Source organism: Phyllobacterium sp. 21LDTY02-6 (assembly GCF_023554255.2).
Taxonomy (GTDB): domain Bacteria; phylum Pseudomonadota; class Alphaproteobacteria; order Rhizobiales; family Rhizobiaceae; genus Phyllobacterium.
In genome coordinates this window covers 1,003,581-1,025,272 of record NZ_JAMJWD020000001.1, presented here as the reverse complement: position 1 = coordinate 1,025,272, position 21,692 = coordinate 1,003,581, and the positions used below count along the sequence as shown (strand labels likewise).

General features: G+C 60.9%; 20 protein-coding genes. 5 read left to right on the top strand and 15 right to left on the bottom strand.

Features of this window, described 5'->3' with window-relative positions; translation table 11 throughout:
* Nucleotides 1–112 precede the first annotated feature (112 nt).
* Complete coding sequence (gene lexA, locus M8997_RS04930; protein WP_250014247.1) at nt 113–826, top strand: transcriptional repressor LexA; 714 nt, start codon at nt 113–115, stop codon at nt 824–826.
* Here lexA and M8997_RS04925 read toward each other — a convergent pair.
* On the bottom strand, nt 810–3,260 hold the full coding sequence (locus M8997_RS04925; RefSeq protein WP_250014245.1) for a ComEC/Rec2 family competence protein: 2,451 nt from the start codon (nt 3,258–3,260) through the stop codon (nt 810–812). The genes lexA and M8997_RS04925 overlap by 17 nt on opposite strands.
* Before the next feature lie 110 nt (nt 3,261–3,370).
* On the opposite strand from M8997_RS04925, the gene gltX reads away from it, so the two are divergent.
* Nucleotides 3,371–4,798: a glutamate--tRNA ligase gene (gene gltX, locus M8997_RS04920; protein ID WP_250014243.1), complete on the top strand. Its 1,428-nt coding sequence runs from the start codon at nt 3,371–3,373 to the stop codon at nt 4,796–4,798.
* A 145-nt stretch (nt 4,799–4,943) separates the two neighbouring features.
* Nucleotides 4,944–6,236, top strand: coding sequence for a citrate synthase (gene gltA, locus M8997_RS04915; RefSeq protein WP_250014241.1), 1,293 nt, complete (start codon nt 4,944–4,946; stop codon nt 6,234–6,236).
* A 45-nt stretch (nt 6,237–6,281) separates the two neighbouring features.
* Here the strand turns inward: gltA and lpxB are convergent, their stop codons facing one another.
* From lpxB to M8997_RS04845, 14 genes are all read right to left on the bottom strand, one after another.
* On the bottom strand, nt 6,282–7,475 hold the full coding sequence (gene lpxB / locus M8997_RS04910; protein WP_250014239.1) for a lipid-A-disaccharide synthase: 1,194 nt from the start codon (nt 7,473–7,475) through the stop codon (nt 6,282–6,284).
* Nucleotides 7,472–8,365 carry a UDP-2,3-diacylglucosamine diphosphatase LpxI domain-containing protein gene (locus M8997_RS04905; RefSeq protein WP_250014237.1) on the bottom strand — a complete coding sequence of 298 codons (894 nt, stop codon included), beginning with the start codon at nt 8,363–8,365 and terminating at the stop codon, nt 7,472–7,474. The genes lpxB and M8997_RS04905 overlap by 4 nt, the downstream gene beginning before the upstream one ends.
* Entirely contained in the window at nt 8,346–9,176 is an 831-nt protein-coding gene (gene lpxA, locus M8997_RS04900; RefSeq protein WP_250014235.1) for an acyl-ACP--UDP-N-acetylglucosamine O-acyltransferase, read from the bottom strand. The genes M8997_RS04905 and lpxA overlap by 20 nt, the downstream gene beginning before the upstream one ends.
* On the bottom strand, nt 9,176–9,661 hold the full coding sequence (gene fabZ, locus M8997_RS04895) for a 3-hydroxyacyl-ACP dehydratase FabZ (protein WP_250014233.1): 486 nt from the start codon (nt 9,659–9,661) through the stop codon (nt 9,176–9,178). The genes lpxA and fabZ overlap by 1 nt, the downstream gene beginning before the upstream one ends.
* Nucleotides 9,654–10,709 carry a UDP-3-O-(3-hydroxymyristoyl)glucosamine N-acyltransferase gene (lpxD, locus tag M8997_RS04890; RefSeq protein ID WP_250014230.1) on the bottom strand — a complete coding sequence of 352 codons (1,056 nt, stop codon included), beginning with the start codon at nt 10,707–10,709 and terminating at the stop codon, nt 9,654–9,656. The genes fabZ and lpxD overlap by 8 nt, the downstream gene beginning before the upstream one ends.
* Nucleotides 10,710–10,756: 47 nt before the next feature.
* Nucleotides 10,757–13,138 (bottom strand): outer membrane protein assembly factor BamA, encoded by a 2,382-nt coding sequence (gene bamA / locus M8997_RS04885; RefSeq protein WP_250014228.1) that lies wholly within the window; start codon nt 13,136–13,138, stop codon nt 10,757–10,759.
* A 229-nt stretch (nt 13,139–13,367) separates the two neighbouring features.
* Nucleotides 13,368–14,504, bottom strand: coding sequence for an RIP metalloprotease RseP (gene rseP, locus M8997_RS04880; protein ID WP_250014226.1), 1,137 nt, complete (start codon nt 14,502–14,504; stop codon nt 13,368–13,370).
* A gap of 43 nt (nt 14,505–14,547) precedes the next feature.
* A complete protein-coding gene (locus M8997_RS04875; protein WP_250014224.1) occupies nt 14,548–15,354 on the bottom strand; it encodes a phosphatidate cytidylyltransferase in 807 nt (268 codons plus the stop codon).
* Nucleotides 15,355–15,371: 17 nt separating this feature from the next.
* On the bottom strand, nt 15,372–16,091 hold the full coding sequence (locus tag M8997_RS04870) for an isoprenyl transferase (protein ID WP_250014222.1): 720 nt from the start codon (nt 16,089–16,091) through the stop codon (nt 15,372–15,374).
* Between the two features lie 31 nt (nt 16,092–16,122).
* Nucleotides 16,123–16,683 (bottom strand): ribosome recycling factor, encoded by a 561-nt coding sequence (gene frr / locus M8997_RS04865; protein ID WP_250014220.1) that lies wholly within the window; start codon nt 16,681–16,683, stop codon nt 16,123–16,125.
* Between the two features lie 46 nt (nt 16,684–16,729).
* Nucleotides 16,730–17,455, bottom strand: a complete 726-nt coding sequence (gene pyrH, locus M8997_RS04860; RefSeq protein ID WP_250014217.1) for a UMP kinase — start codon at nt 17,453–17,455, stop codon at nt 16,730–16,732.
* An 87-nt stretch (nt 17,456–17,542) separates the two neighbouring features.
* On the bottom strand, nt 17,543–18,466 hold the full coding sequence (gene tsf, locus M8997_RS04855) for a translation elongation factor Ts (RefSeq protein WP_250014216.1): 924 nt from the start codon (nt 18,464–18,466) through the stop codon (nt 17,543–17,545).
* Nucleotides 18,467–18,581: 115 nt separating this feature from the next.
* Nucleotides 18,582–19,376, bottom strand: coding sequence for a 30S ribosomal protein S2 (rpsB, locus tag M8997_RS04850; protein WP_250014215.1), 795 nt, complete (start codon nt 19,374–19,376; stop codon nt 18,582–18,584).
* A 188-nt stretch (nt 19,377–19,564) separates the two neighbouring features.
* Nucleotides 19,565–20,383 (bottom strand): cell envelope integrity EipB family protein, encoded by an 819-nt coding sequence (locus tag M8997_RS04845; RefSeq protein ID WP_250014214.1) that lies wholly within the window; start codon nt 20,381–20,383, stop codon nt 19,565–19,567.
* Between the two features lie 114 nt (nt 20,384–20,497).
* Here M8997_RS04845 and M8997_RS04840 point away from each other — a divergent pair, with 114 nt between their 5' ends.
* Nucleotides 20,498–20,962, top strand: a complete 465-nt coding sequence (locus M8997_RS04840; RefSeq protein ID WP_250014213.1) for a RidA family protein — start codon at nt 20,498–20,500, stop codon at nt 20,960–20,962.
* A 1-nt stretch (nt 20,963) separates the two neighbouring features.
* On the top strand, nt 20,964–21,680 hold the full coding sequence (locus tag M8997_RS04835) for a glycerophosphodiester phosphodiesterase (RefSeq protein ID WP_250014212.1): 717 nt from the start codon (nt 20,964–20,966) through the stop codon (nt 21,678–21,680).
* The last annotated feature ends 12 nt before the right edge of the window (nt 21,681–21,692 follow it).

Here is a 21,692-nt window from a genome sequence, read left to right as displayed (position 1 = left end):
TTTCCGCCACCTGGGCTTTTTCAACCACATATTAATCCTTGTGGAACACAACTGGAACATATAGTGTTTGTTCTGGTTTTGTTTTTCCGATTCCCTGGTGGAGGATCGCCAAATGCTCACGCGCAAGCAACATGAACTACTGCTGTTCATACATGATCGTCTGAAGGAAACGGGCATCCCCCCTTCCTTCGATGAAATGAAGGATGCGCTCGACCTTGCGTCGAAATCCGGGATTCATCGGCTGATCTCGGCGCTCGAGGAGCGCGGCTTCATTCGCCGCCTTGCCAACAGGGCGCGGGCGCTCGAAGTGATCCGCCTTCCTGATTCGATCGCTCCGGGACTGAACGCCCAGCGCAAATTCTCGCCGAGCGTGATCGAGGGCAGCCTTGGCCGCACCGCCCCTGCGCCGCAACCCGCGCCGGACATCGGCAATATCGCGGCCAATATGGTCAGCATTCCGGTCATGGGACGCATCGCGGCCGGTGTGCCGATCGCGGCCATCCAGAACCAGACGAGCATGCTGACGCTGCCGCCCGACATGATCGGCAATGGCGAGCATTATGCCCTTGAGGTCAAGGGTGACTCGATGATCGAGGCGGGGATTTTCGACGGCGATACCGTCGTCATACGGCGCGGCAACACCGCAAATCCCGGCGAGATCGTCGTGGCCCTCGTCGATGATGAGGAGGCAACGCTGAAGCGCTTCCGTCGCAAGGGCGCGTCGATTGCACTCGAAGCTGCGAATCCTGCCTATGAGACGCGAATTTTCGGCCCTGATCGGGTTCAGGTTCAGGGCAAGCTCGTCGGGCTCATTCGGCGGTACTGACCACAGCCTGTACAGGCGGGCGTTTCGGCGGGCGCGGACGCTCCGCGATATTGCGTGCCGCCCGCGAATGAATTCGATAATTGTTCCATGGCCGGATGGGCCGCCCTATCGCATACTCTATCGATGCGAAAAAACCCGGCGCTGCTGCGGCGATCGCTCCCCGGGTGGGTTCGGTCGATTGGCGACGATCTTCCGTCGATCGTTTGATTGCCGGCATTGGCTGAAACTCGGGCGCTGGCCGAAGCTTGATGGTCGCTGCGCCAAAGAGCGCCAATTGCTGCCGCGTTACGGTGATGGGCGCATTCTTCACCTCGCAAGAGCGATAGGGGCCGGCGAAGGCCAGCACCATGATATCGCTTTCCATGCAAGCGGCCGCCATGGCCTCGGCCGAACGGACATGCGCCACCACGGCGCCATATCGCGGCTCCCTTGCGAGGCATAACTCTGCGTTGCACTCGAACTGCGTGTCCTCCGCTGCCACGGCTGGTTTGGCCGGAACGATCACGGCCGATGCGGCATGGGCCTGTTGCCAGTTCTTGAGCGTAAAGCTTTCCGCGCCTGCCCTGTTGACGGCAAGGCGGCCGTCGGTCGCGCGCAGCGCCACAAGGCTCGCATTCTCGGAGATCATGATCTCCGGCGGCGGCGTCCAGACTGCCAGGGCTGCGGCCGCTGCAAAGAGCGGCAAGGCGAACAGGCGCAGACGCGTCGCCGGAAACAGCAATATGATCAGGCCGAGGCAGGCGAGGATCAGGCTTTGGCGGGGGACGAGACCGAAATTGCCCGGCGGAGAGTGGCCTGAGACCATTTCGGCGACCATGATGACCATATCGATGCCGCGCTCCATGATGCCGAAGAAAAACCCGTCGAGATCGAATGGCATTGCCATGAGACCGATGACGCCGAATGGAATGACGAGCGTTGAAATCACCGGCAGCGCCAGCGCGTTGCCGATGAGCCCGAGCGGCGCCGTATTGTTGAAGTGATAGGCGGCGAAGATCGAACTCGCCGCCCCAGCGACCAGCGAGGTCAACGCGATCCCAATGACATACTGCGCCACCGCTTCCAGTGCGCGCCCCGCCGCCCCCGCCGGACGCCCCCGGCGCTTTGCCCTGCGGCTTCCCCACCAGCCGTAGAAGGCAATCAGCGCCGCCGTCGCCGAATAGGACATCTGGAAGCTCGGTCCCATGATTTCGTGCGGCGCCAGCGCGATCGTGACCATGGCGGCCAGGGCGAGATTGCGCATCGACAGCGCGGCACGGTCGACAAGCACCGCCAGCAGCATGATCGAGAGCATGATGAAACTGCGCTGTGCCGCGACGTCGGCGCCCGACAGGAGCAGATAGAAGGCGCTGCCGGCGAGCGCAGTGGCGGCCGCGAATTTCTTCACCGGATAGCGGGCTGCCACCCCCGGAAACAGCGCCAGGCTGGCCCTCAGCGTCGCCATGATGGTCACGGCGACAAGCGCCATGTGGAAGCCGGATATCGACAGGATATGCGACAGGCCGCTGAGGCGAAGCGCATTGTTGGTCTTGTCGCTGATGCCGTCGCGCTGGCCGGTTATCAGCGAGGCGGCGATATCCCCTGCCTCGCCTGGGATGCGGTGCTGGATATGCTGGGTCAGCCGCTGCCGCATCGACTCGATGCTGCTCAGAGCCCAGGCCACGAGGCCGGGTTTCGGCGGCAAGATGCGCCGATGCGCCATGCCGAGCACGAAACCGTTGGCGCCGATACCACGATAATAGTTGTTGAACGCGAAATCGTAATTGTCGGGGCGGGATGGCCCCGAAGGCGAGCGCAGATGGATGCGCGCCCCAAGGCCATCGCCAACACCGAGACCGGCCGGAAGCTTTCTGGCCGAGACGGCGATACGGGATGGCGGAAAACGCAATTTTGGCTTGGCCGTATCGATCACGTCGAGCACGACCCTCACGCCGCCCTTGGCGTTCCTCGCCATAGTCAATACTCGGCCGGTCACCTCCGTCGTCACGTCGGATCCAAGCATCGGCGTATTGGCGAGTATGGTTTCGATCTTGGCGAACGCCATGCCGGCAACGAGCGCAAGGGCGAATGTCACCGCAAGCCTGAGCAGCGGCCGATCGGCAGCCATCCATCTCAGCGCGCCGAGCAGCACCAGTCCGAAGATCGCCGAACTCAATCGCGGTTCTGCCGCTGCCGTGAAATAAAGCACCGATCCCGTGCCCGCGAAAACCGGAAGCAGCAGGAATGTCGTGCCGCGCGCTGCCTCGTGGCGCAAGGCGACTGATGCAGCGTGGCGGCCGCGTTCAGCCGCCAGGGCGAGGCCGGCGGCCATGCCGCGCGCAATGGCTGGCCTCGCCGCCCTGCGTTCGGTATCCGGGACCGGGAGGTTTCCAGATGACGGCGGCGCCAGCCCTGATTCGTGCCGGCTACGGATGAGGTCTGCCAGCTTGTCCATTTAGCGCCAATTCTGCCAATACACTTGCACCACGGCGCTGCTATGGTACATCAACGCCAAATCAAATCGATTGGACGTTCGGCTAATAGCCGGGCGTATCTGGAGACCCTATGTCATCTTCTGTTGTCACCCGTTTCGCCCCTTCTCCCACGGGCTTTCTTCATATTGGCGGCGCTCGCACGGCTCTCTTCAACTGGCTCTATGCCAAGCATACGGGCGGTAAAATGCTCCTGCGCATTGAAGATACCGATCGGGAACGGTCGTCCGAGGCCGCAGTCACGGCGATCCTCGACGGGCTGAAATGGTTCGGCCTCGATTGGGACGGCGAAGCCATATCGCAGTTCGAGCGGGCGCCGCGTCACCGCGAGGTGGCGGAAGAACTGGTCGCCCGCGGCAAGGCCTATTATTGCTACGCTTCGCAGCAGGAACTGGAAGAGATGCGCGAAAAGGCACGCGCGGAAGGTCGTCCGCCCCGCTATGACGGGCGTTGGCGCGATCGCGACCCGAGCGAGGCCCCTGCCGGCGTCAAACCGGTGATCCGTATCAAGTCGCCCCAGGATGGCGAGACCATCGTCCAGGACCAGGTGCAGGGCGAAGTGCGTTTCCCGAACAAGGACCTCGATGATTTCATCATCCTGCGCTCCGACGGGAGCCCCACCTATATGCACGCGGTGGTCGTTGACGATCACGACATGGGGGTGACGCATATCATCCGCGGCGACGATCACCTGACCAATGCGGCACGGCAGACCGTGATCTACAATGCGATGGAATGGACGATCCCCGTCATGGGCCACGTTCCGATGATCCATGGGGCCGATGGCGCGAAACTTTCGAAGCGCCACGGCGCGCTCGGGGTCGAGGCCTATCGGGCCATGGGCTATCTGCCGGCTGCGCTGCGCAATTACCTGGTGCGGCTCGGCTGGAGCCATGGCGATGACGAGATCATGTCCGACCAGGAGATGATCGACTGGTTCGAGATCTCCGACATCAACCGCAGCGCCTCGCGCTTCGATTTCCAGAAGCTGGAGGCGATCAACGGTCATTATATGCGCAGCTCGGACGACGAATATCTGGTCCAGGCCATGATCGACATCCTGCCGGAAATGGAAGGCGGAGCGGACATTCTGGCCCGCCTGAACGAGACGACGCGCAAGCAGCTGGTCGCCGCAATGCCGGGTCTCAAGGAAAGGGCGAAGACCCTTGTGGAACTCGCCGACAGCGCTCGCTATCTGTTCGTGCAGCGGCCGCTCGGGATGGATGAAAAGGCATCCGGCCTGCTCAATGCCGATGGTATCGCCGTGCTCGCCGGCGTGCTGCCGGTGCTGCAGTCGGTGGATGACTGGAACGCCGAATCCCTCGATGCCGCCATACGCGTCCATGCCGAGGCAACGGGTTTGAAGCTCGGCAAGATCGCCCAGCCATTGCGGGCCGCCCTCACCGGCCGCTCAACGTCGCCGGGTGTATTCGACGTTCTCGCCGTGCTTGGGCGCGAGGAGTCGCTTGGCCGAATCGATGATCAAATAAAAGCCGGATAGCGGGGTCGAGCAGCACATTTTTGCATTGCAACATCGCACCTTTCGGTTACGGTGCAATGCCAGAAAAAATCATGTTGGAACCTCGAATGAGGATGAATGCTTTTGCGCTTAACAAGCGCAAGTTGGAAGCAAGAAAGGAAGGGCAATGTCTGAAAACAGCGTCAACATCGACCTCAATGGTCACGAATTCGCGCTACCCATAAAAAAGGGTACGATCGGGCCGGATGTGGTCGACATTGGGACATTGTACAAGAACACCGGAGCCTTCACCTACGACCCCGGTTTCACATCGACGGCGTCCTGCGAATCCCAGATCACCTATATCGACGGCGATGAAGGCATGTTGTTGCATCGGGGCTACCCGATCGAACAGCTCGCCGAGCATGGCGACTTCCTCGAAGCCTGCTATCTGCTGCTTTACGGCGAACTGCCGACCAAGAGCCAGAAGGCCGATTTCGACTTCCGCGTCACCCGCCACACCATGGTGCACGAGCAGATGACGCGCTTCTTCAGCGGTTTCCGTCGCGATGCGCATCCCATGGCCGTCATGGTCGGCTGCGTCGGCGCATTGTCGGCCTTCTATCATGATTCCACCGATATTTCCGACCCGCACCAGCGGATGGTGGCTTCGATCCGCATGATCGCGAAGATCCCGACCCTGGCCGCGATGGCCTACAAATACCACATCGGCCAGCCCTTCGTTTACCCGAAGAACAATCTCGACTTCGCCACCAACTTCCTGCACATGTGCTTTGCCGTGCCGTGCGAGGATTATGTTCCAAACCCCGTTCTCGCGCGGGCGATGGATCGTATTTTCATCCTGCATGCCGATCACGAGCAGAACGCTTCGACGTCGACTGTCCGCCTCGCCGGTTCCTCCGGCGCCAACCCCTTCGCATGTATTGCCGCCGGCATTGCCTGCCTGTGGGGTCCCGCGCATGGCGGCGCCAATGAAGCCGCGCTCAACATGCTTGGCGAAATCGGCACCGTCGATCGTATTCCGGAATATATCGCCCGTGCCAAGGACAAGAACGATCCGTTCCGTCTCATGGGCTTTGGTCACCGCGTCTACAAGAACTACGATCCGCGCGCCAAGATCATGCAGCAGACGACGAAGGAAGTCCTCGCCGAACTGGGCATCAAGGACGATCCGCTGCTTGACGTTGCCATGGAGCTTGAGCGCATTGCGCTAACTGATGAATATTTCATCGAAAAGAAGCTTTACCCGAACGTGGATTTCTATTCGGGCATCACATTGAAGGCCCTCGGCTTCCCCACCACGATGTTCACCGTTCTCTTCGCGGTAGCACGCACCGTCGGCTGGATCGCCCAGTGGAAGGAGATGATCGAAGACCCGCTGCAGAAGATCGGCCGTCCGCGTCAGCTCTATACCGGCGCCACGCAGCGCGATTATGTGAATGTCGAAGACCGCAAATAAGCGGTTCTCGTTCCAGATGGAAAAAGGCGCCGAAAGGCGCCTTTTTTATTGATCCGTTTCAGGGGAGCGCCGGACCAGCTGCAGCACTCTCCCGGCCGCCAGCTCGCCTGACGGCCGTTCGGTGCGCATGAGCCGGGCGATCTCATCAAAACTTTCCAATTGAGCCCTGCGCCGAAGCCCTGGCTTGATAAGTTGCTCGATCTGGCGCGCCAGCACGCCGGCACGGACGAACTGGTTGAAATATTCGGGGACCACAGGTGCGTCGGCGATGATATTGGGCAGCGCAGCGCTCCAGATCTTGATGCGCGGCGCGATGAAGGTCCGCGCCAGCCAATCCGGCTTGTAGGACAGCACGGTCGGCACGCGTGCAAGCGCCAGTTCGAGCGAAACCGTGCCCGAGGCGGCAAGTGCCGCGTCCGCAGTGCTGAACGCCTTGAGGCGCGCCGCCTCGCCAACGACGATTTCCGGGCGGACCTTCCAGCTGGCCGTCAACTCCCGTACCAGGGGCTCCACCTTTGGCAGCGTGGGTATGGTGACGCGGATATTGTTGCCGCGCTCGGCCAGCAGGTCCACCGCCTCGCCGAACGGTGCCGCCAGCGTGGTGATTTCCGAACGCCGCGAGCCCGGAAGGACGACGATGTTCCGCGCGTCCTGATTATCGATGCCGGCTTCCCGGTCGCGATTATGGGCAGCGGCTTCCATCAATGGAGCGTAGGAGACGAGGCGGTGCCCGACATAGGTCGCCGGCGGACCGCCCAGTTCCTTGAGAGCATCGACCTCGAAAGGCAGGATGACCAGAACATGGTCGATATATTCGCGCATCGCCTTGGCACGCTCCGGCCGCCACGCCCAGACGGAGGGGCTGATGTAATTGACGATCGGTATGGATGGGTGCGCGGCACGCACCTTGCGGGCGACGCGGTGGGTGAAATCCGGACTGTCGATGATGATGAGGCAATCAGGTTTCCATGAAACGATAGCGTTTGCCACGAGGCCGATACGCCTGATCAGCTGCGGCAGTTTCTTGACGACGGCGGTCAGTCCCACCAGTGCTATGTCCTGCTGGTCGAACAGGCTGTCGAGGCCAAGCTCGCGCAGATGATCGCCGCCGACGCCCATCAGTTCGACGGCGCCGCCATGCTGCGTGCGAAGCGCCCGTACAAGGTCGGCGCCGAGCTGGTCACCCGACTCCTCGCCCGCGACAATGGCGATGCGCAACGGACGTGCCGCCTTCATCATCCAGCCTCCTGGTCGAAGGTTTCAATGAACAGCCCCGCAGCGTTCGCCGCGGCAATCGTCTCCCTGTAGCCGAGAATGAGCGTCCGGCCCGCCTCCACGGCAATGCCCGACAATCCGGCCTTCGCGGCGTTCTCGACCGTGCTGACACCGATGGCGGGCAGATCGGCCCGCACTTCCTGCTGCGGCTTGGCGCATTTCACCAACGCCCCGCCCTGCCGGTTGATGCGCCGGGCGGAACGCAGGTCCGCCACGCGCTGCAGCATCGCATCCGTGCCCTCGACGCCTTCGAGCGCAACGACGCGCCCGCCGATCGCCACCGCGCCCTGGCCGATATCAAGTGCCCCTATCGCCCGCGCCGCGACTTTTGCCGCTGCGATATTCGCCCCGCCTTCGCGGTCCGGCTTCTTGCGCGTCAGAACGCCGGCAGCGGGCGCCAGAATGTCCGGAACGATCTCATGCGCGCCGACAACGCGGAACCCGTAGGACTCGATGGTCGCGATGACAGCACGCAGCAACCCGTCATCGCCAAGCCGAAACGCACGCAAGAACCGGAAAAGCGCCGAGAGATTGCCGTTGCCGGGCTTCAGGGCCGCGCTGAATTCCGGGCGATGACGCACGCCGCCTGCCAGCACCACATTGGCGATATCATGCGCCTTCAATATCCGGATGAGGCCGCCGAGTTCGACAATGGAGATTTCAGCGTCTTTCCGGGCCAGAAGCTCCGGATCGGCCTCGCCCTTGATGGCAATGAGGAACGGGCTCTGGCCACGCTGGCGCAAACCGTCAGCCACCGCCAGCGGCAGCGAGCCATTTCCGGCAATGATCGCGGTTCGGCCCGTGATGACGGGCGGTGCTGGCGTCGGCCGGGCTTTATCGCTCTTCGCTGTCACTGATCTCGATTCCCGAATCGAGCGGCGGCGTACAATAGGCGCGCTTGGTGTCAGTGGTAATGAAATCGATCAGATCGGCAACGGCCGCGGAGCCAGGGAACGCCGCACGAACATCCTCGGCCCGGCTCTTGATGGCCTTGCTGCGGTCGAACAACATGCGCACGGCGTGGCGCAGATTGTGGATTTCGGGGCGCGCCATTCCCGAGCGCTTCATGCCGATGATGTTCAGCCCGCCGAGATAGGCGTGATTGCCGATCGCCATGCCATAGGGCACCAGATCGCTCGCCAGCGCCGCCAGACCGCCGATGAAGGCATGGTGGCCGATGCGGACGAACTGGTGAATGCCGGCACCGCCGCCGATGATCACATTGTTGCCGACGGTGACATGGCCGCCGATCATGACATTGTTCGAGAAGGTCACATGATCGCCGATGATGCAATCATGCGCCACATGGGAATAGGCGAGAAACATGCAATTGTCGCCGACGCTCGTCACTCCACGGCTGCCATCGGTGCCGCGGTGCATGGTTACGCCTTCGCGAATGACGCAATTGTCGCCGATGACAAGCGTCGTGCGGCCACCCTTGTGCTTGGTGTTCTGCGGCTCGCCGCCAAGGACGGCATTCGGATAGACCACCGCATTCCTGCCGAGGCTGGTAGCGCCCATGACGACGACATGGCTCAAGAGGCGCGAGCCTTCACCGATGACGGCATCCGCACCGACGTGGCAGAACGGGCCGATACTGACGCCAGCGCCAATCTCCGCCCCCTTTTCGATGATGGCGGAGGGATGAATAGTGATTTCCGACATCAGGAAGACGTCTCGTCTTCTTCGGGGAACCCGACCATCGCCGCGACTTCCGCCTCGGCGACCTTGACGCCATCCACTTCGGCGACGCAGGCATATTTATGGATGCTGCCGCGCTGCTTCATCTTCGTCACGCGCAGCTTCAGCTGGTCACCCGGCACGACGGGCTTGCGAAACTTGGCATTGTCGATCGTCATGAAGAAGACCTTGCCGGGCTTGCCGCTGCCATTGTGGAAAAGCACGATTGCACCAGCCGTCTGCGCCATGGCCTCGATGATCAGCACACCCGGCATGATCGGCAGTTCGGGAAAATGCCCGGCGAAATGCGGCTCGTTGATGCTCACATTCTTGATACCGGTGGCGGAAGTATCGCCATCGATATCGACGATGCGATCGATCAGGAGAAACGGATAACGATGAGGCAGATTCGCCAGCAGCTTCTGGATGTCAGCTACACCGAGGCTATCTGCGTTTTCTTTTTCACTCATCTGAATTATTCTCCTTCTTGGTCCGGGTCATCGCGCGCACGCTGGCGATTTCACGGAACCACTGCTTGAGTGGCTGCGCTGGGGCTCCGGCCCAACGCTCGCCATCTGGAATGTCGCTCATAACACCGCTGGCCGCGGCAATCTCCACGCCCGTACCGATATTCACATGATCCTTGATGCCCACGCTGCCGCCAAGCCGCGTCAAGTCGCCAAGCACGACGCTGCCGGATATTCCGCACTGCGCGGCAATGACACAATGCCGGCCGATCGTCACATTGTGGGCAATCTGCACGAGATTGTCGATCTTGGTGCCTTCGCCAATCACCGTATCGGCCAGAGCGCCCCGATCGATCGTCGTATTGGCGCCAATCTCCACATCGTCCTGCACGACGGCGCGGCCGAGCTGCGGCATCTTCGCAAGGCCCGTCCGTCCGGCGACATAGCCGAAACCGTCCTGCCCGATCCTCACCCCTGGGTGAAGCAGCACCCTGTTGCCGAGAAACGCATATTGTATCGAGCTACCCGGCCCGATGTAGCAATCCCGGCCGATCTTGCAGCCATTGCCGATGACCACGTTTGCCGCAATCACCGTTCCAGCGCCGATCGAAACATTGGAGCCGATGACGACCCCGGCTTCTATCGTGACGTCGTCTTCGATTTCGGCCGATTCATGAATGATCGCATGGGTCGAGACGCCGGTCTGGCCCGTCCACAAATGCGCCTTGACGGCGTTGGGATAAAGCGCCCGGCCGATAGCGGCGAAATCCTGCTGCGGATGACGCGTCACGATGATCGCCACCTTCTTGGGGATCAGCGGCCGGATTTCCTCGGTACACAGCACACATGCGGCATTCAGCTTGCCGAGTTCCTGCGCATGCTTCTTGCTTTCGACGAAAACGACCGCATCCGGCCCCGATTGTGACAGCGAGGCCAGGCGCGTAACGGGCCTTTCGGCAAGGGAACTGTCCACAAGAACGCCATTGGTCAGATCGGCGATCTGACCAACAGTTACATTCAGCAATGGATCATAAAAGATCGGATCGGCCATCGACGAACTTTCTCTCCCGGGGAGAACCCCGGGAGGTCAGCAATCTATCAGAACTTGCTCGACATGCCGAAATTGAAGTTCTGCTCCTGATCGCCGTCAACCTTCTTGACTGGCACCGCATAGTCGAAGCGAAGTGGTCCGAAAGGCGATGCCCACATGATGCTGGCGCCGACGGAAGCACGCCATTCCATCTTGGTGGTGTCGTCGCCATTGTTCTTGGCGTCGTCAAGATCGCTGCCGAACAGCGTGGCAGCGTCGGCAAAGAGCGCACCGCGAATGCCGATGCTCTCCGGAATGACCGGCATCGGGAACTGGGTTTCGACCGTGGCATTGAAATAGGTGTTACCACCGAGGAAACTGCCCTTGTCGTCACGCACGCTCGCATCGCGCGGACCGATACCATTATACTTGAAGCCGCGGATCATATCCGTGGTGTTCTTGAACGTATCGAACACGCGCAGATCGTCGCCGAAGCCCTGAATGTGACCGCCGCCAATGCGAACGAGGCCCACCACGTCGAGTTCATCCATCAGCGTCTTGTAGTAGCTGCCGGTGAAGGTCGTCTTCAGGAAGTTGGCATCGCCGCCGATACCAGCATATTCCTGGTAGAACTTGGCATAGATACCGTCGCGCGGGTTCTTCACATCGTCGATGGAATTATAGGTGAGCGACCAGCTTACCGACGATTTGACCCACGGGCTGTCTTCGGCCGCATCGGCGAAGGCACGTGAAATTTCGTCGAGATCGGGCGTGCCGTCATCGTTCAGCGCATCCTCGTCGATCTCATATTCTTCGCGCGTGATGTTGTAGGCCAGACCAGCCGTCAACTCTTCCGTGATCGGCAGGCCGAAGCGGATGGTTGCGCCGGTTACATCGGTCTCGTACTTGTCGCGAACGCCGGACTGGCGCTTGTAGATGTCGAAGCCGGCGGAAATACGCTGGCCGAGGAAGTAAGGTTCGGTGAACGACAGCGAATAGGTACGGTTGTTGTCGAGGCCGCCACCGGCACCGATGCGAACAAACTGGCCACGGCCAAGGAAGTTGCGCTCGGTAATCGAGGCTTCAACCGTCGGGCCGGGATTCTCGCCACCGGTCGTATAACCGCCACCGATGGAGAACTCGCCCGTTGCCTTCTCGACGACGTCGACGACCAGGACCACCTGATCCGGCTGCGAGCCGGGAGCGGTCGAGATATTGACGGTCTGGAAGAATTCAAGACGCTCGAGACGGCGCTTGGCGCGCTGGATCAGAACCTGATTGAAGGCATCGCCTTCGCTGACGTCGAACTCACGTCGGATGACGAAGTCGCGGGTCTTTTCATTGCCGCGAATCTCGATGCGCTCCACATAGGCGCGCGGGCCCTGATCGATGGCATAGGTAACCGAAATCGTGCGATTCTCGAAATTGCGATCGCCGCGCGGCTCGACCTTGGCGAAGGCATAACCCTGGCCGGCAACCTTCTCGGAAACCTTGAGGATCGAATCCTCGATCTCCTTGGCGCTGTAGGTGTCGCCCTCGCGGGTCTCGACCAGACCTTGAAGCTGGGCCGTATCGACGCCCTCTACCGAGCTTTCGATATTCACGCCGCCGAAGGCATATTTATCACCCTCTTCGACCGTGATGGTGATCGTATACTCATTCGTCGCGGGATCGAGCTCGGCCGTGGAGGATACAACGCGGAAATCCGCATAGCCGCGATTGTAGTAGAAGCGACGCAGCGATTCCTCGTCGGCACGAAGGCGGTCTTCGCTATATACGTCATTGCGCGTCAGCCAGGACAGCGGATTGGACTTCTTCGTCGAGATCACGTCGCGCAGGCGACGGCTGCCAAAGGCCTGGTTGCCGACAAAGGTGATGTTCGAAATCTTGGTACGGTCGCCTTCATTGATCTCGAAGACGACATTAACCCGGCCCTCGCCGAGATCCATGATGCGGGAATTGACCGTGGCATCGCTGCGGCCGACATTGCGATAGGCGGCGCGGACTGCTTCGGTGTCGGCTTCGAGCGTCGTCTGATCGAAGGCGGCGCGCGGCTTCAGCTGGACGGCGTTCTGAAGCTGCGGGTCCTTGATCTTCTTGTTGCCCTGGAAAATGACCTGGTTGACGACCTGGTTCTCGGAAACCTGGACGATAAGCGCTCCGCCGGCCTGGCTGATGCGCACGTCGCTGAACAGGCCCGTACCGAACAGGCGCTTGGTCGCGGCATCGATATCGGCATTGGAGAAGGGCTTGCCCGGCGTGATGCCGACATTGTCCCGCACGGTCTGGGCATCCACACGCGTATTGCCGCGCACTTCGATGCGGCTGACGGTTGCTGCATGCGCGGCGGTGACGCCTGCGACAGTCGTTACGATTGTGCCTGAACTCACCAGAGCCGCTGAAATGGCGAGCGCCGACGCTGCACCAACGAATTTTGAACTTGCCGCCATAGGCCTTCTGAACCTTCGTTTCTCGTTGTACCCGGGCGAGATCCCGGACTAAGCATTACTCGTACACCGTCATAGCCGGTTTTTACATACACGCAAGGCTTACGGTTAAAATCTATTTACTTCACACAAAACAGTGGCATCCGTGCCACGCCAATCGGCACATATAGTAAACAGATCCTGTCCAAATTCCCCGAAATGCCCTTATTTTCATTAATGATTAAATTCTACGTCAGCATGCGAAAAGGTCGTTGAACAGCACGAATCCCATGAATCCCAGCACCAGGAAAAAGCCCGCCCGGAAGAAAACTTCCTGCACCACGGGCTTTACGGGACGGCCGATCACGGCCTCGGCAGCATAGAATACGAGGTGGCCTCCGTCGAGAGGCGGCAGGGGAAACAGGTTCAGCAGGCCGATGCCGATCGACAGCATCGCCGTGAGCTGGATAAGCCAGTCGATGCCCTGGCTGGCGGCCTGCCCGGCCATGGTGGCGATCTTCACCGGACCGCCGAGCTGGCATTTATCTTCCCGCCCGGCGAAAAACCGGCTGAAGAACTGGCCGGTGCGCGCGATGATGAACCCGCTTTCGCGCACCGCCTGCCCCACCGATTCGACAGGGCCGTATTCGATGCGCCGGAAATTCCCGACCGCTTCATTGGTGGCAACGCCGATAATGGCGACCTTGACGGTATTGCCGAGCGCATCCTGCTGGTCCGTCAATTGCGGCGTCGCCGTCAGGCGCACATCCTGGCCGTTGCGGTTCACGACGAAGTCGAGGGGATCGCCGGCGCGGCCGGATACGATCCGCTGCACATCGGCAAAGGTTTCGATCCGCGCGCCATCGACACTGACGAAACGGTCGCCCGGCTGGAAACCGGCCATTGCCGCCGGTCCGCCCGGACGCACTTCGCCGACGGTCGGGTCCGACACGCGCTTGCCATAGAGCGAAAAGAACACGGAGAAGATGAGGACGGTGAGCAAAATGTTGAATGCGGGACCGGCAAAGACGGTCGCGGCGCGTTTCCATACCGGCTGGGTATGGAAGGCCACCTTGCGCTCCGCCTCGCTCATCGCGCCGATATCCTTGCTGGTGGAACTGGTAACGTCGTCATCGCCGGCGAATTTGACATAGCCGCCGAGTGGAATGGCGGACAGCTTCCAGCGCGTGCCGCTGCGGTCATTGAAGCCGATCAACTCGGGCCCAAAGCCGATGGAAAACGCCTTGACGCCTATGCCGCACCAGCGGCCGACGAGATAATGCCCCATTTCATGCACGAAGACGACGACTGTCAGCACGATCAGGAATGGTACTATCGTTCCGACCAGGAGGCTCTGGCTACCGAACAGAGTATGAAGCAGTTCCGTCAAATCATCCTCCCAGCACTATCCCGGTGCCATGGGATAGAGGCCGTCAAAAAAGAATATCGTAAGGCGTTTCCGGCGAGACCAGAATTGCACCGATCACGTATAGCAATGCAGCAGCAGCGACAAGCCCATCCACGCGGTCCATCACGCCACCGTGACCGGGAATGAGTGCGCCGGAATCCTTTACGCCGAACTTCCGCTTCATCCACGATTCGCCGAGATCGCCCAATTGCGCGAAGATCGACAGGACGAGCGCAACCAGCGGTATGGGCAGGCCGCCGCTCGGCGTGATGAAGGAGGCGCACAGCACGCCCGCCGCAACGCCCGCCGCCGCACCGCCAATGGCGCCGCTCCAGGTCTTGTTCGGCGAGAAACGCGGCGCGAGCTTGGGCCCGCCAAGGGCGCGGCCATTGAAATAGGCAAAGATATCGGTCGCCCAGACGACGGCGAACAGGAACAGGATCGCCGCGAACCCATCGCCGCTGTCGCCGCGAAGCATGGCGAGCGCTACGGTCGGGAAGCCCGCATAGACCAGGCCTGCCGCAGGCCAGAAGCCCTCCGACCGTCCGCCGGCAAAGGCGGTGAGCAGCGCGCCGGCGAATATGAGCGCGAGCATCACCACGACGTTCTGGGTGAACAACAGGACGAGAAACGTTGCGAGGAGAAATGTCCAGGCAAGCCCGCGCGTCAGCGGCGACGAGCGGCCGCGGGATATGCCCTGCCATTCATAATGCGCGCCGAGGCCGATGGCGCAGGCCAGAAGGCCGAAAAAGAAGCCGCCGAGCCAGGTCGCCACGATGGCGATGATGATCAGGACAATTGCGCTGAGAATGCGCTTCTGCAGGTTCGACATGCCTTCTCCCCAAAGGGTCACAGGGCTATGTCCTGGGCCGTCACGCCGCCAAACCGGCGCTCCCGCAGCTGGAATGTATCGATGGCCTCCGCCAGGTGCGACGGCCGAAAATCCGGCCAGTAGCACGGAAGAAAGACGAATTCGGAATAGGCCGCCTGCCAGAGCAGGAAATTCGACAGCCGCATCTCGCCGCTCGTGCGGATGATCATGTCGGGATCCGGCATGTCGGAGGTATCGAGACGCGCCGAAATGGCCTCCGGGGTGATATCGGCGCGGCTGATCAGCCCGTTGCCCGCATCGTCGACCAGACGCTGAACCGCGCGGACGATTTCGTTGCGCGAGCCATAGTTGAAGGCAATGACAAGCGTAAGGCCGGCATTCCCGGCCGTCAGCGCTTCCGCCTCGTCCAGCAGCGAGCCGATATCCTTGGCGAGATTGTCCCGCTCGCCGATGATCCTGACGCGTACATTCTCGCGGTGGAGTTCCGCCAGGTCGCGGCGGATGAACAATTTGAGCAAACCCATCAGGTCGGAGACTTCCGAGCGCGGACGCGACCAGTTCTCCGACGAAAAGGCAAACAGCGTCAGGAACGGAATTTCCATCTTGCCCGCCGCGCGGATGATCTCGCGCAGGGACTCGACGCCCGCCTTGTGGCCCGCCGCCCTCGGCAGGCCCCTCGCCTTTGCCCAACGGCCATTTCCATCCATGATGATGGCGATGTGGCGCGGTTTGGACATGGGGCGATTCTCCTCGATAGGTCGGCTGAAGTTAGACTTGCATAATTTCGGCTTCTTTAACGGCGACTACCTTGTCCATCTCGGCAATGGTCTCGTCCGTCAACTTCTGCACCCGTTCCGACTGGATCCGGTTGTCGTCCTGGCTGATCGCGCCGTCCTTTTCGAGCTTCTTCAGCTCGTCCATGCCGTCGCGGCGCACGTGGCGGGCGGCCACCTTGGCCTGCTCCACATATTGATGCGCGATCTTCACGAGTTCCTTGCGGCGCTGCTCGTTGAGCTCCGGCAGCGGGATGCGCAGATTGTTGCCATCGGTGATGGGATTGAGGCCAAGGCCGGATTCACGGATGGCGCGTTCCACCTTGCCGACCATCGACTTGTCCCAGACGGAGACCGCGAGCATGCGGGATTCGGGCACGGTGATATTGGCGACCTGGTTGAGCGGCATCTGCGATCCATAGGCCTCAACCGTGATGGGTTCCAGCAGGCTTACCGAAGCGCGCCCCGTCCTGAGCCCGCCGAGATCATGTTTCAGCGCCTGCACCGCGCCATCCATACGGCGTTTCAAATCGTTAAAATCGAGTGCATCACTCATACTCAATGCTCCTATATTCTCGGCAGAAACAGTCGGCGGAACCGGATCAAAGGTCCGAAACGATTGTCGCGCGCCCTGCTCCCTGCAGCACTTCGGCGAAGCCGCCCTTTTCGTGGATTGAATAGACGATTATTGGGATATTGTTCTCGCGCGCAAGGGCGACAGCGGTCGTGTCCATGACGGTGAGCCCGCGATCCAGCACATCCTTGTGGGTGAGCCGGTCGAACCTTACGGCATCGGGGTATTTTTTCGGATCGGCCGTGTAGATCCCGTCGACCTGCGTGCCCTTGAACAGGGCATCGGCGCCGATCTCGGCGGCGCGCAGGGCGGCGGCGGAGTCCGTGGTGAAGAAGGGATTGCCGGTACCGCCTGCGAAGATCACCACCTTGCCCATATCCATATAGGCCGTGGCCTGTCGCTGCGAGAAGGTCTCGCAAAGTTCCGGCATCGCGACCGCCGAAAGCACCACCGTATCGATACCGATCTTGACCAGCGAGGTACGAAGCGCCAGCGAATTGATGACGGTGGCAAGCATGCCCATATGGTCGCCGGTAACGCGGTCGCCGCCCTTGGACGCGACTGCCACGCCGCGGAAGATGTTGCCGCCGCCAATGACAACGCCGACCTCGACTCCAAGCGCCCTCGCCTCGGCGATATCCGCCGCGATACGGTCTGCCACCGCAACGTCGATGCCGAAGCCCTGATCGCCCATCAGTGCTTCACCGGAGGCTTTCAGAAGAACGCGTTTGTACAGAGCCGTACCAGCAGCCATGGGGCCTCCCTCAACTTGACTTGAATTCCGGATACACGAAGGGCATCGCGTTGTCACGCGATGCCCTTCGATTTCAGCCCGATAGGCTTATTTCTTCACAGCGGCAGCCACTTCGGCGGCAAAATCCGACTCTTCCTTCTCGATGCCTTCGCCGAGGGCGAAGCGGACGAAGCCGGTGATCTTGGCCGGAGCGCCGATTGCCTTCTCGGCATCCTTGAGCGCTGCCTCGACGCTGAGGTCGGGGTTGATGACGAAAGCCTGCGACAGAAGAACGACTTCCTCGAAGAACTTGCGCATGCGGCCATCCACCATCTTTTCGATGATGTTTTCAGGCTTGCCGGACTGACGGGCCTGATCGGCGAAGATCGCCTTTTCACGCTCGACGGCAGCCGCATCGACTTCCGCCGCCGTCAGGGCAAGCGGGTTGGTCGCTGCAACATGCATGGCGACCTGGCGGCCGAACGCATTGGCTGCATCGGCATTGCCGGCAGTCTCGATCGCCACCAGAACACCAAGCTTGCCGAGGCCATCGGCCACGCCATTGTGGATATAGGTCGCAACGACACCTTCGCTGACCGTGAGCGCGGTCGAGCGGCGGAAGGCGAGGTTTTCGCCAATCGTGCCGACGGCGTCCTTGATCGTGTCGACGACGGACTTGCCGCTGGCGGGATCGACGGCTGCGGATACGGCGGCAGTGGAGCCGTCCGTACCGAGAGCGATCGTTGCAACATTGCGCACGATGTCCTGGAAGGCATCGTTGCGGGCAACGAAATCGGTCTCGGAATTGACTTCCACGACAACGGCCTTCGTGCCGCTGGATGCAACGCCGACGAGGCCTTCAGCTGCGGTGCGGCCGGCCTTCTTGTCGGCCTTGGCAATGCCCTTGGCGCGCAGCCAGTCGACGGCGGCTTCCATGTCGCCATTGGTTTCGGCAAGGGCCGCCTTGCAGTCCATCATGCCCGCGCCGGTAAGGTCGCGGAGTTCTTTTACCTGTGATGCAGAAATGCTCATTGTGTCGCCTCTTCTCAAAGCGAAGGCACACTGGCGGACCAGCATGCCAACTTTGCGGCGCATTGCGCGCCAATGGAATCCTTAGATCACCCGTTCACGACGGGTGTATGAAGCCTCATGCGGAGGCTTCACCCTCCTGTGCTTCGGCAGCCGGCGCTTCTTCGAGTGCCGGTTCGACAGGCGCTTCTTCCTGGGCGCCGACGTCAACGCCGAGCGAGCCCTGCTGGCGCAGGATACCGTCAAGCGCAGCCTTGGCAATGAGATCGCAATAGAGCGAAATCGCACGCGAAGCATCGTCATTGCCGGGGATCGGGAAATCGATCTCGTCCGGATCGCAGTTCGAATCGATCACGGCGACGACCGGAATGCCGAGACGCTTGGCTTCCTGGATCGCGATTGCTTCCTTGTTGGTGTCGATGATGAAGATCAGGTCCGGCGTGGAACCCATGTTCTTGATGCCACCAAGGGCGCGGTTGAGCTTCTCGCGCTCGCGGTCGAGGTTCAGGCGCTCCTTCTTGGTGAAGCCCTGTGCATCGCCGGCAAGAAGCTCGTCGAGCTTGCGCAGACGCTGGATCGAGTTCGAGATCGTCTTCCAGTTGGTCATCATGCCGCCGAGCCAGCGGGCATTGACGTAATACTGGGCCGAACGCGTGGCCGCATCGGCGATGATGTCGGAAGCCTGGCGCTTGGTGCCGACGAAGAGAACGCGGCCGCCGCGGGCAACCGTGTCCGATACCTTCTTCAATGCCACATGCAGCAGAGGAACGGTCTGGGCCAGGTCGAGAATGTGGATATTGTTGCGGTCACCATAGATGTATGGAGCCATTTTCGGGTTCCAGCGATGTGTCTGGTGTCCGAAGTGAACGCCAGCCTCGAGGAGCTGACGCATGCTGAAATCAGGCAATGCCATCTTTATTTTCCTTTTCCGGTTTAACCTCCACAGGAAAGAGGCGGGCGAACCCGCCACCGGAGGCCGTATCGGATTTCTCCCGATACCAACCCAAATCCCGTGTGTGGAATGTTGCGCCTGTTAATGGATTATCCGGACAAAGGCAAGCCTGCAGCGGCATAAAGCCAGCCCTTTCATCGTAAGCGGGCCTATTTCTTGCACTTCGGCATGTCGAACAGCTGCAGATTGACGAGTTTTCCCGTCATGGAGAAATCGCCATAGTCCATTTTCAGGTCGCGCGTGACGCCATTGCCATACATCTTGAAATTGATGCGATAGCTCGGCAGGCCCTCGCCCCTTTCCTTGTCGTCGAAATAAGCGATCGACACGGGCCAGGTCGCTTCCTTGGCCAGGGGCCCCATATTCTTCAGTTCGTCATCATCCTTGGTGATGCCGGATTTGCCGATGACGACAGTGGTCGCCATGATCTTGTTGGCATCCTCCGAACCGTCGAAAAGCTTGGTCTGGTAGAGAACTTCCCCGGCCATGGCCTTTTCGATCAATTGCTGCATATGGCGCGTCGGAAACTGCGAAAGGTCGAGATCTTCCTTGCTCTCCGTCGGCTTGGTCAGCTTCACCTCGGTCTTGTCCTTCAGCAGCGCCGCGTCGCCGCGCACTTCCTTGGTCAGGTTCTGGTCGACGAAGGTCTTGTTGACGAAACGGAACTTCTCGCCATTGGCCGTCTCGAAGGTCGTCGTCTGCTGGTCGGTCACCCTTTGCGGCTGCTCTTCCATGTCGACGCGGGTGACAAAGCGGAAATTGGTCGTATAGCCCTCGCAATCGGAGCCGTTGAACTCATAGACCATGCGGCCGGTCAGGGCGGTGATGCCGCTGCTGTCCAGCGCATTGTCGAGCTTCAGATCGTAGATCGCCCGATGCGGCGTCAGCATGGCGGTGCTCGCCGCCTCTGCCCCGCCCGTCAAACCGATGACGCCAAACCCCAAAACAACCACTGATATTAGACGCATCGGCAAGATTCTCCATATTCGAGCGGTCATATTAAAAAAACTCTTGGCGGAAGCGAGGCAAAAATCGCAACTTCGTTCACAATCCCTTGCGATTCCGAAAGAAGGACCTTCAGCATGAGCAACAATATCGAGACACGCCTGCAGCAGATGGGCGTCACCCTGCCGGTCGCCGCCGCGCCGGCCGCCAATTACGTGCCTTTCGTCCAGAGCGGATCGCTGCTTGTCACTTCGGGCCAATTGCCGCTCCTGGACGGCAAGCTGGTGCACACCGGCCTGCTCGGCGGCGAAGTGACGGTGGAACAGGGCCAGGAATGCGCCCGGGCCTGCGCGATCAACATCCTGGCACAGGCCAAGGCTGCCCTCGGCGATCTCGAACGCATCGTGCGTATCGTCAAGCTGACCTCGTTCGTCGCCTCGAAGCCCGATTTCACCCAGCAGCACCTCGTCACCAACGGCGCTTCGGATTTCCTTGTCGAGGTGCTCGGCGATGCCGGGCGCCATGCCCGCTCCGCCGTCGGCACGGCCGCGCTGCCGCTCAATGCCCCGGTCGAAATCGAAGCCATCATAGAGGTCCGCTGAGATGCCATCCGCAGCCTGGCTGACAGAAAGACCGATCGCCCATCGCGGCCTGCACGACCTGAACAGGATGCGGTGGGAAAACACGCTGTCCGCCTTCGAGGCTGCGGCGAGCGCCGGCTTCGCCATCGAGTGCGACGTTCATCTCGGCAGCGACGGCAGCGTGCTGGTCTTCCACGATGGCAGCCTGAAGCGCCTAACCGGCCAGGATGGCGACATAGACCATCTATCGGCCGAGACAGCGCGGGAGACCAAGATCGGCGGCACGGACGATCACATACCGACGCTGCCGGAAATGCTCGGTCTCGTCGCCGGGCGCGTCCCCGTCGTCATCGAACTGAAGGGCATCGAGGGGCGCGACGATGGCCTCGTGCGCGCTGTGGCGGATGCGCTTTCCGCCTATGCCGGCGAGGCGGCGATCATGTCCTTCGATCATCACCTGATACGGCGCTTTGCCGGCGATGCGCCCGGAATTGCCGCCGGATTGACGGCGGAAGGCGTAAAGGATGCGGATATGGAAGCCCATTTTTCCATGCTCGCGTACAATATCGACTTCGTCTCCTATAATGTGCATCATCTGGAAAATCGCTTTGTCGATACTGTCAGGAAGAAGCTCGGCCTGCCGGTCATTTCCTGGACGGTCAGAAGTGCGGAAGACAAGAGAAAAAGCGATGCCGTGGTCGATCAGATCACCTTCGAGGGATTCGATCCGCGCGGCTGAGGCCCAGCCTCT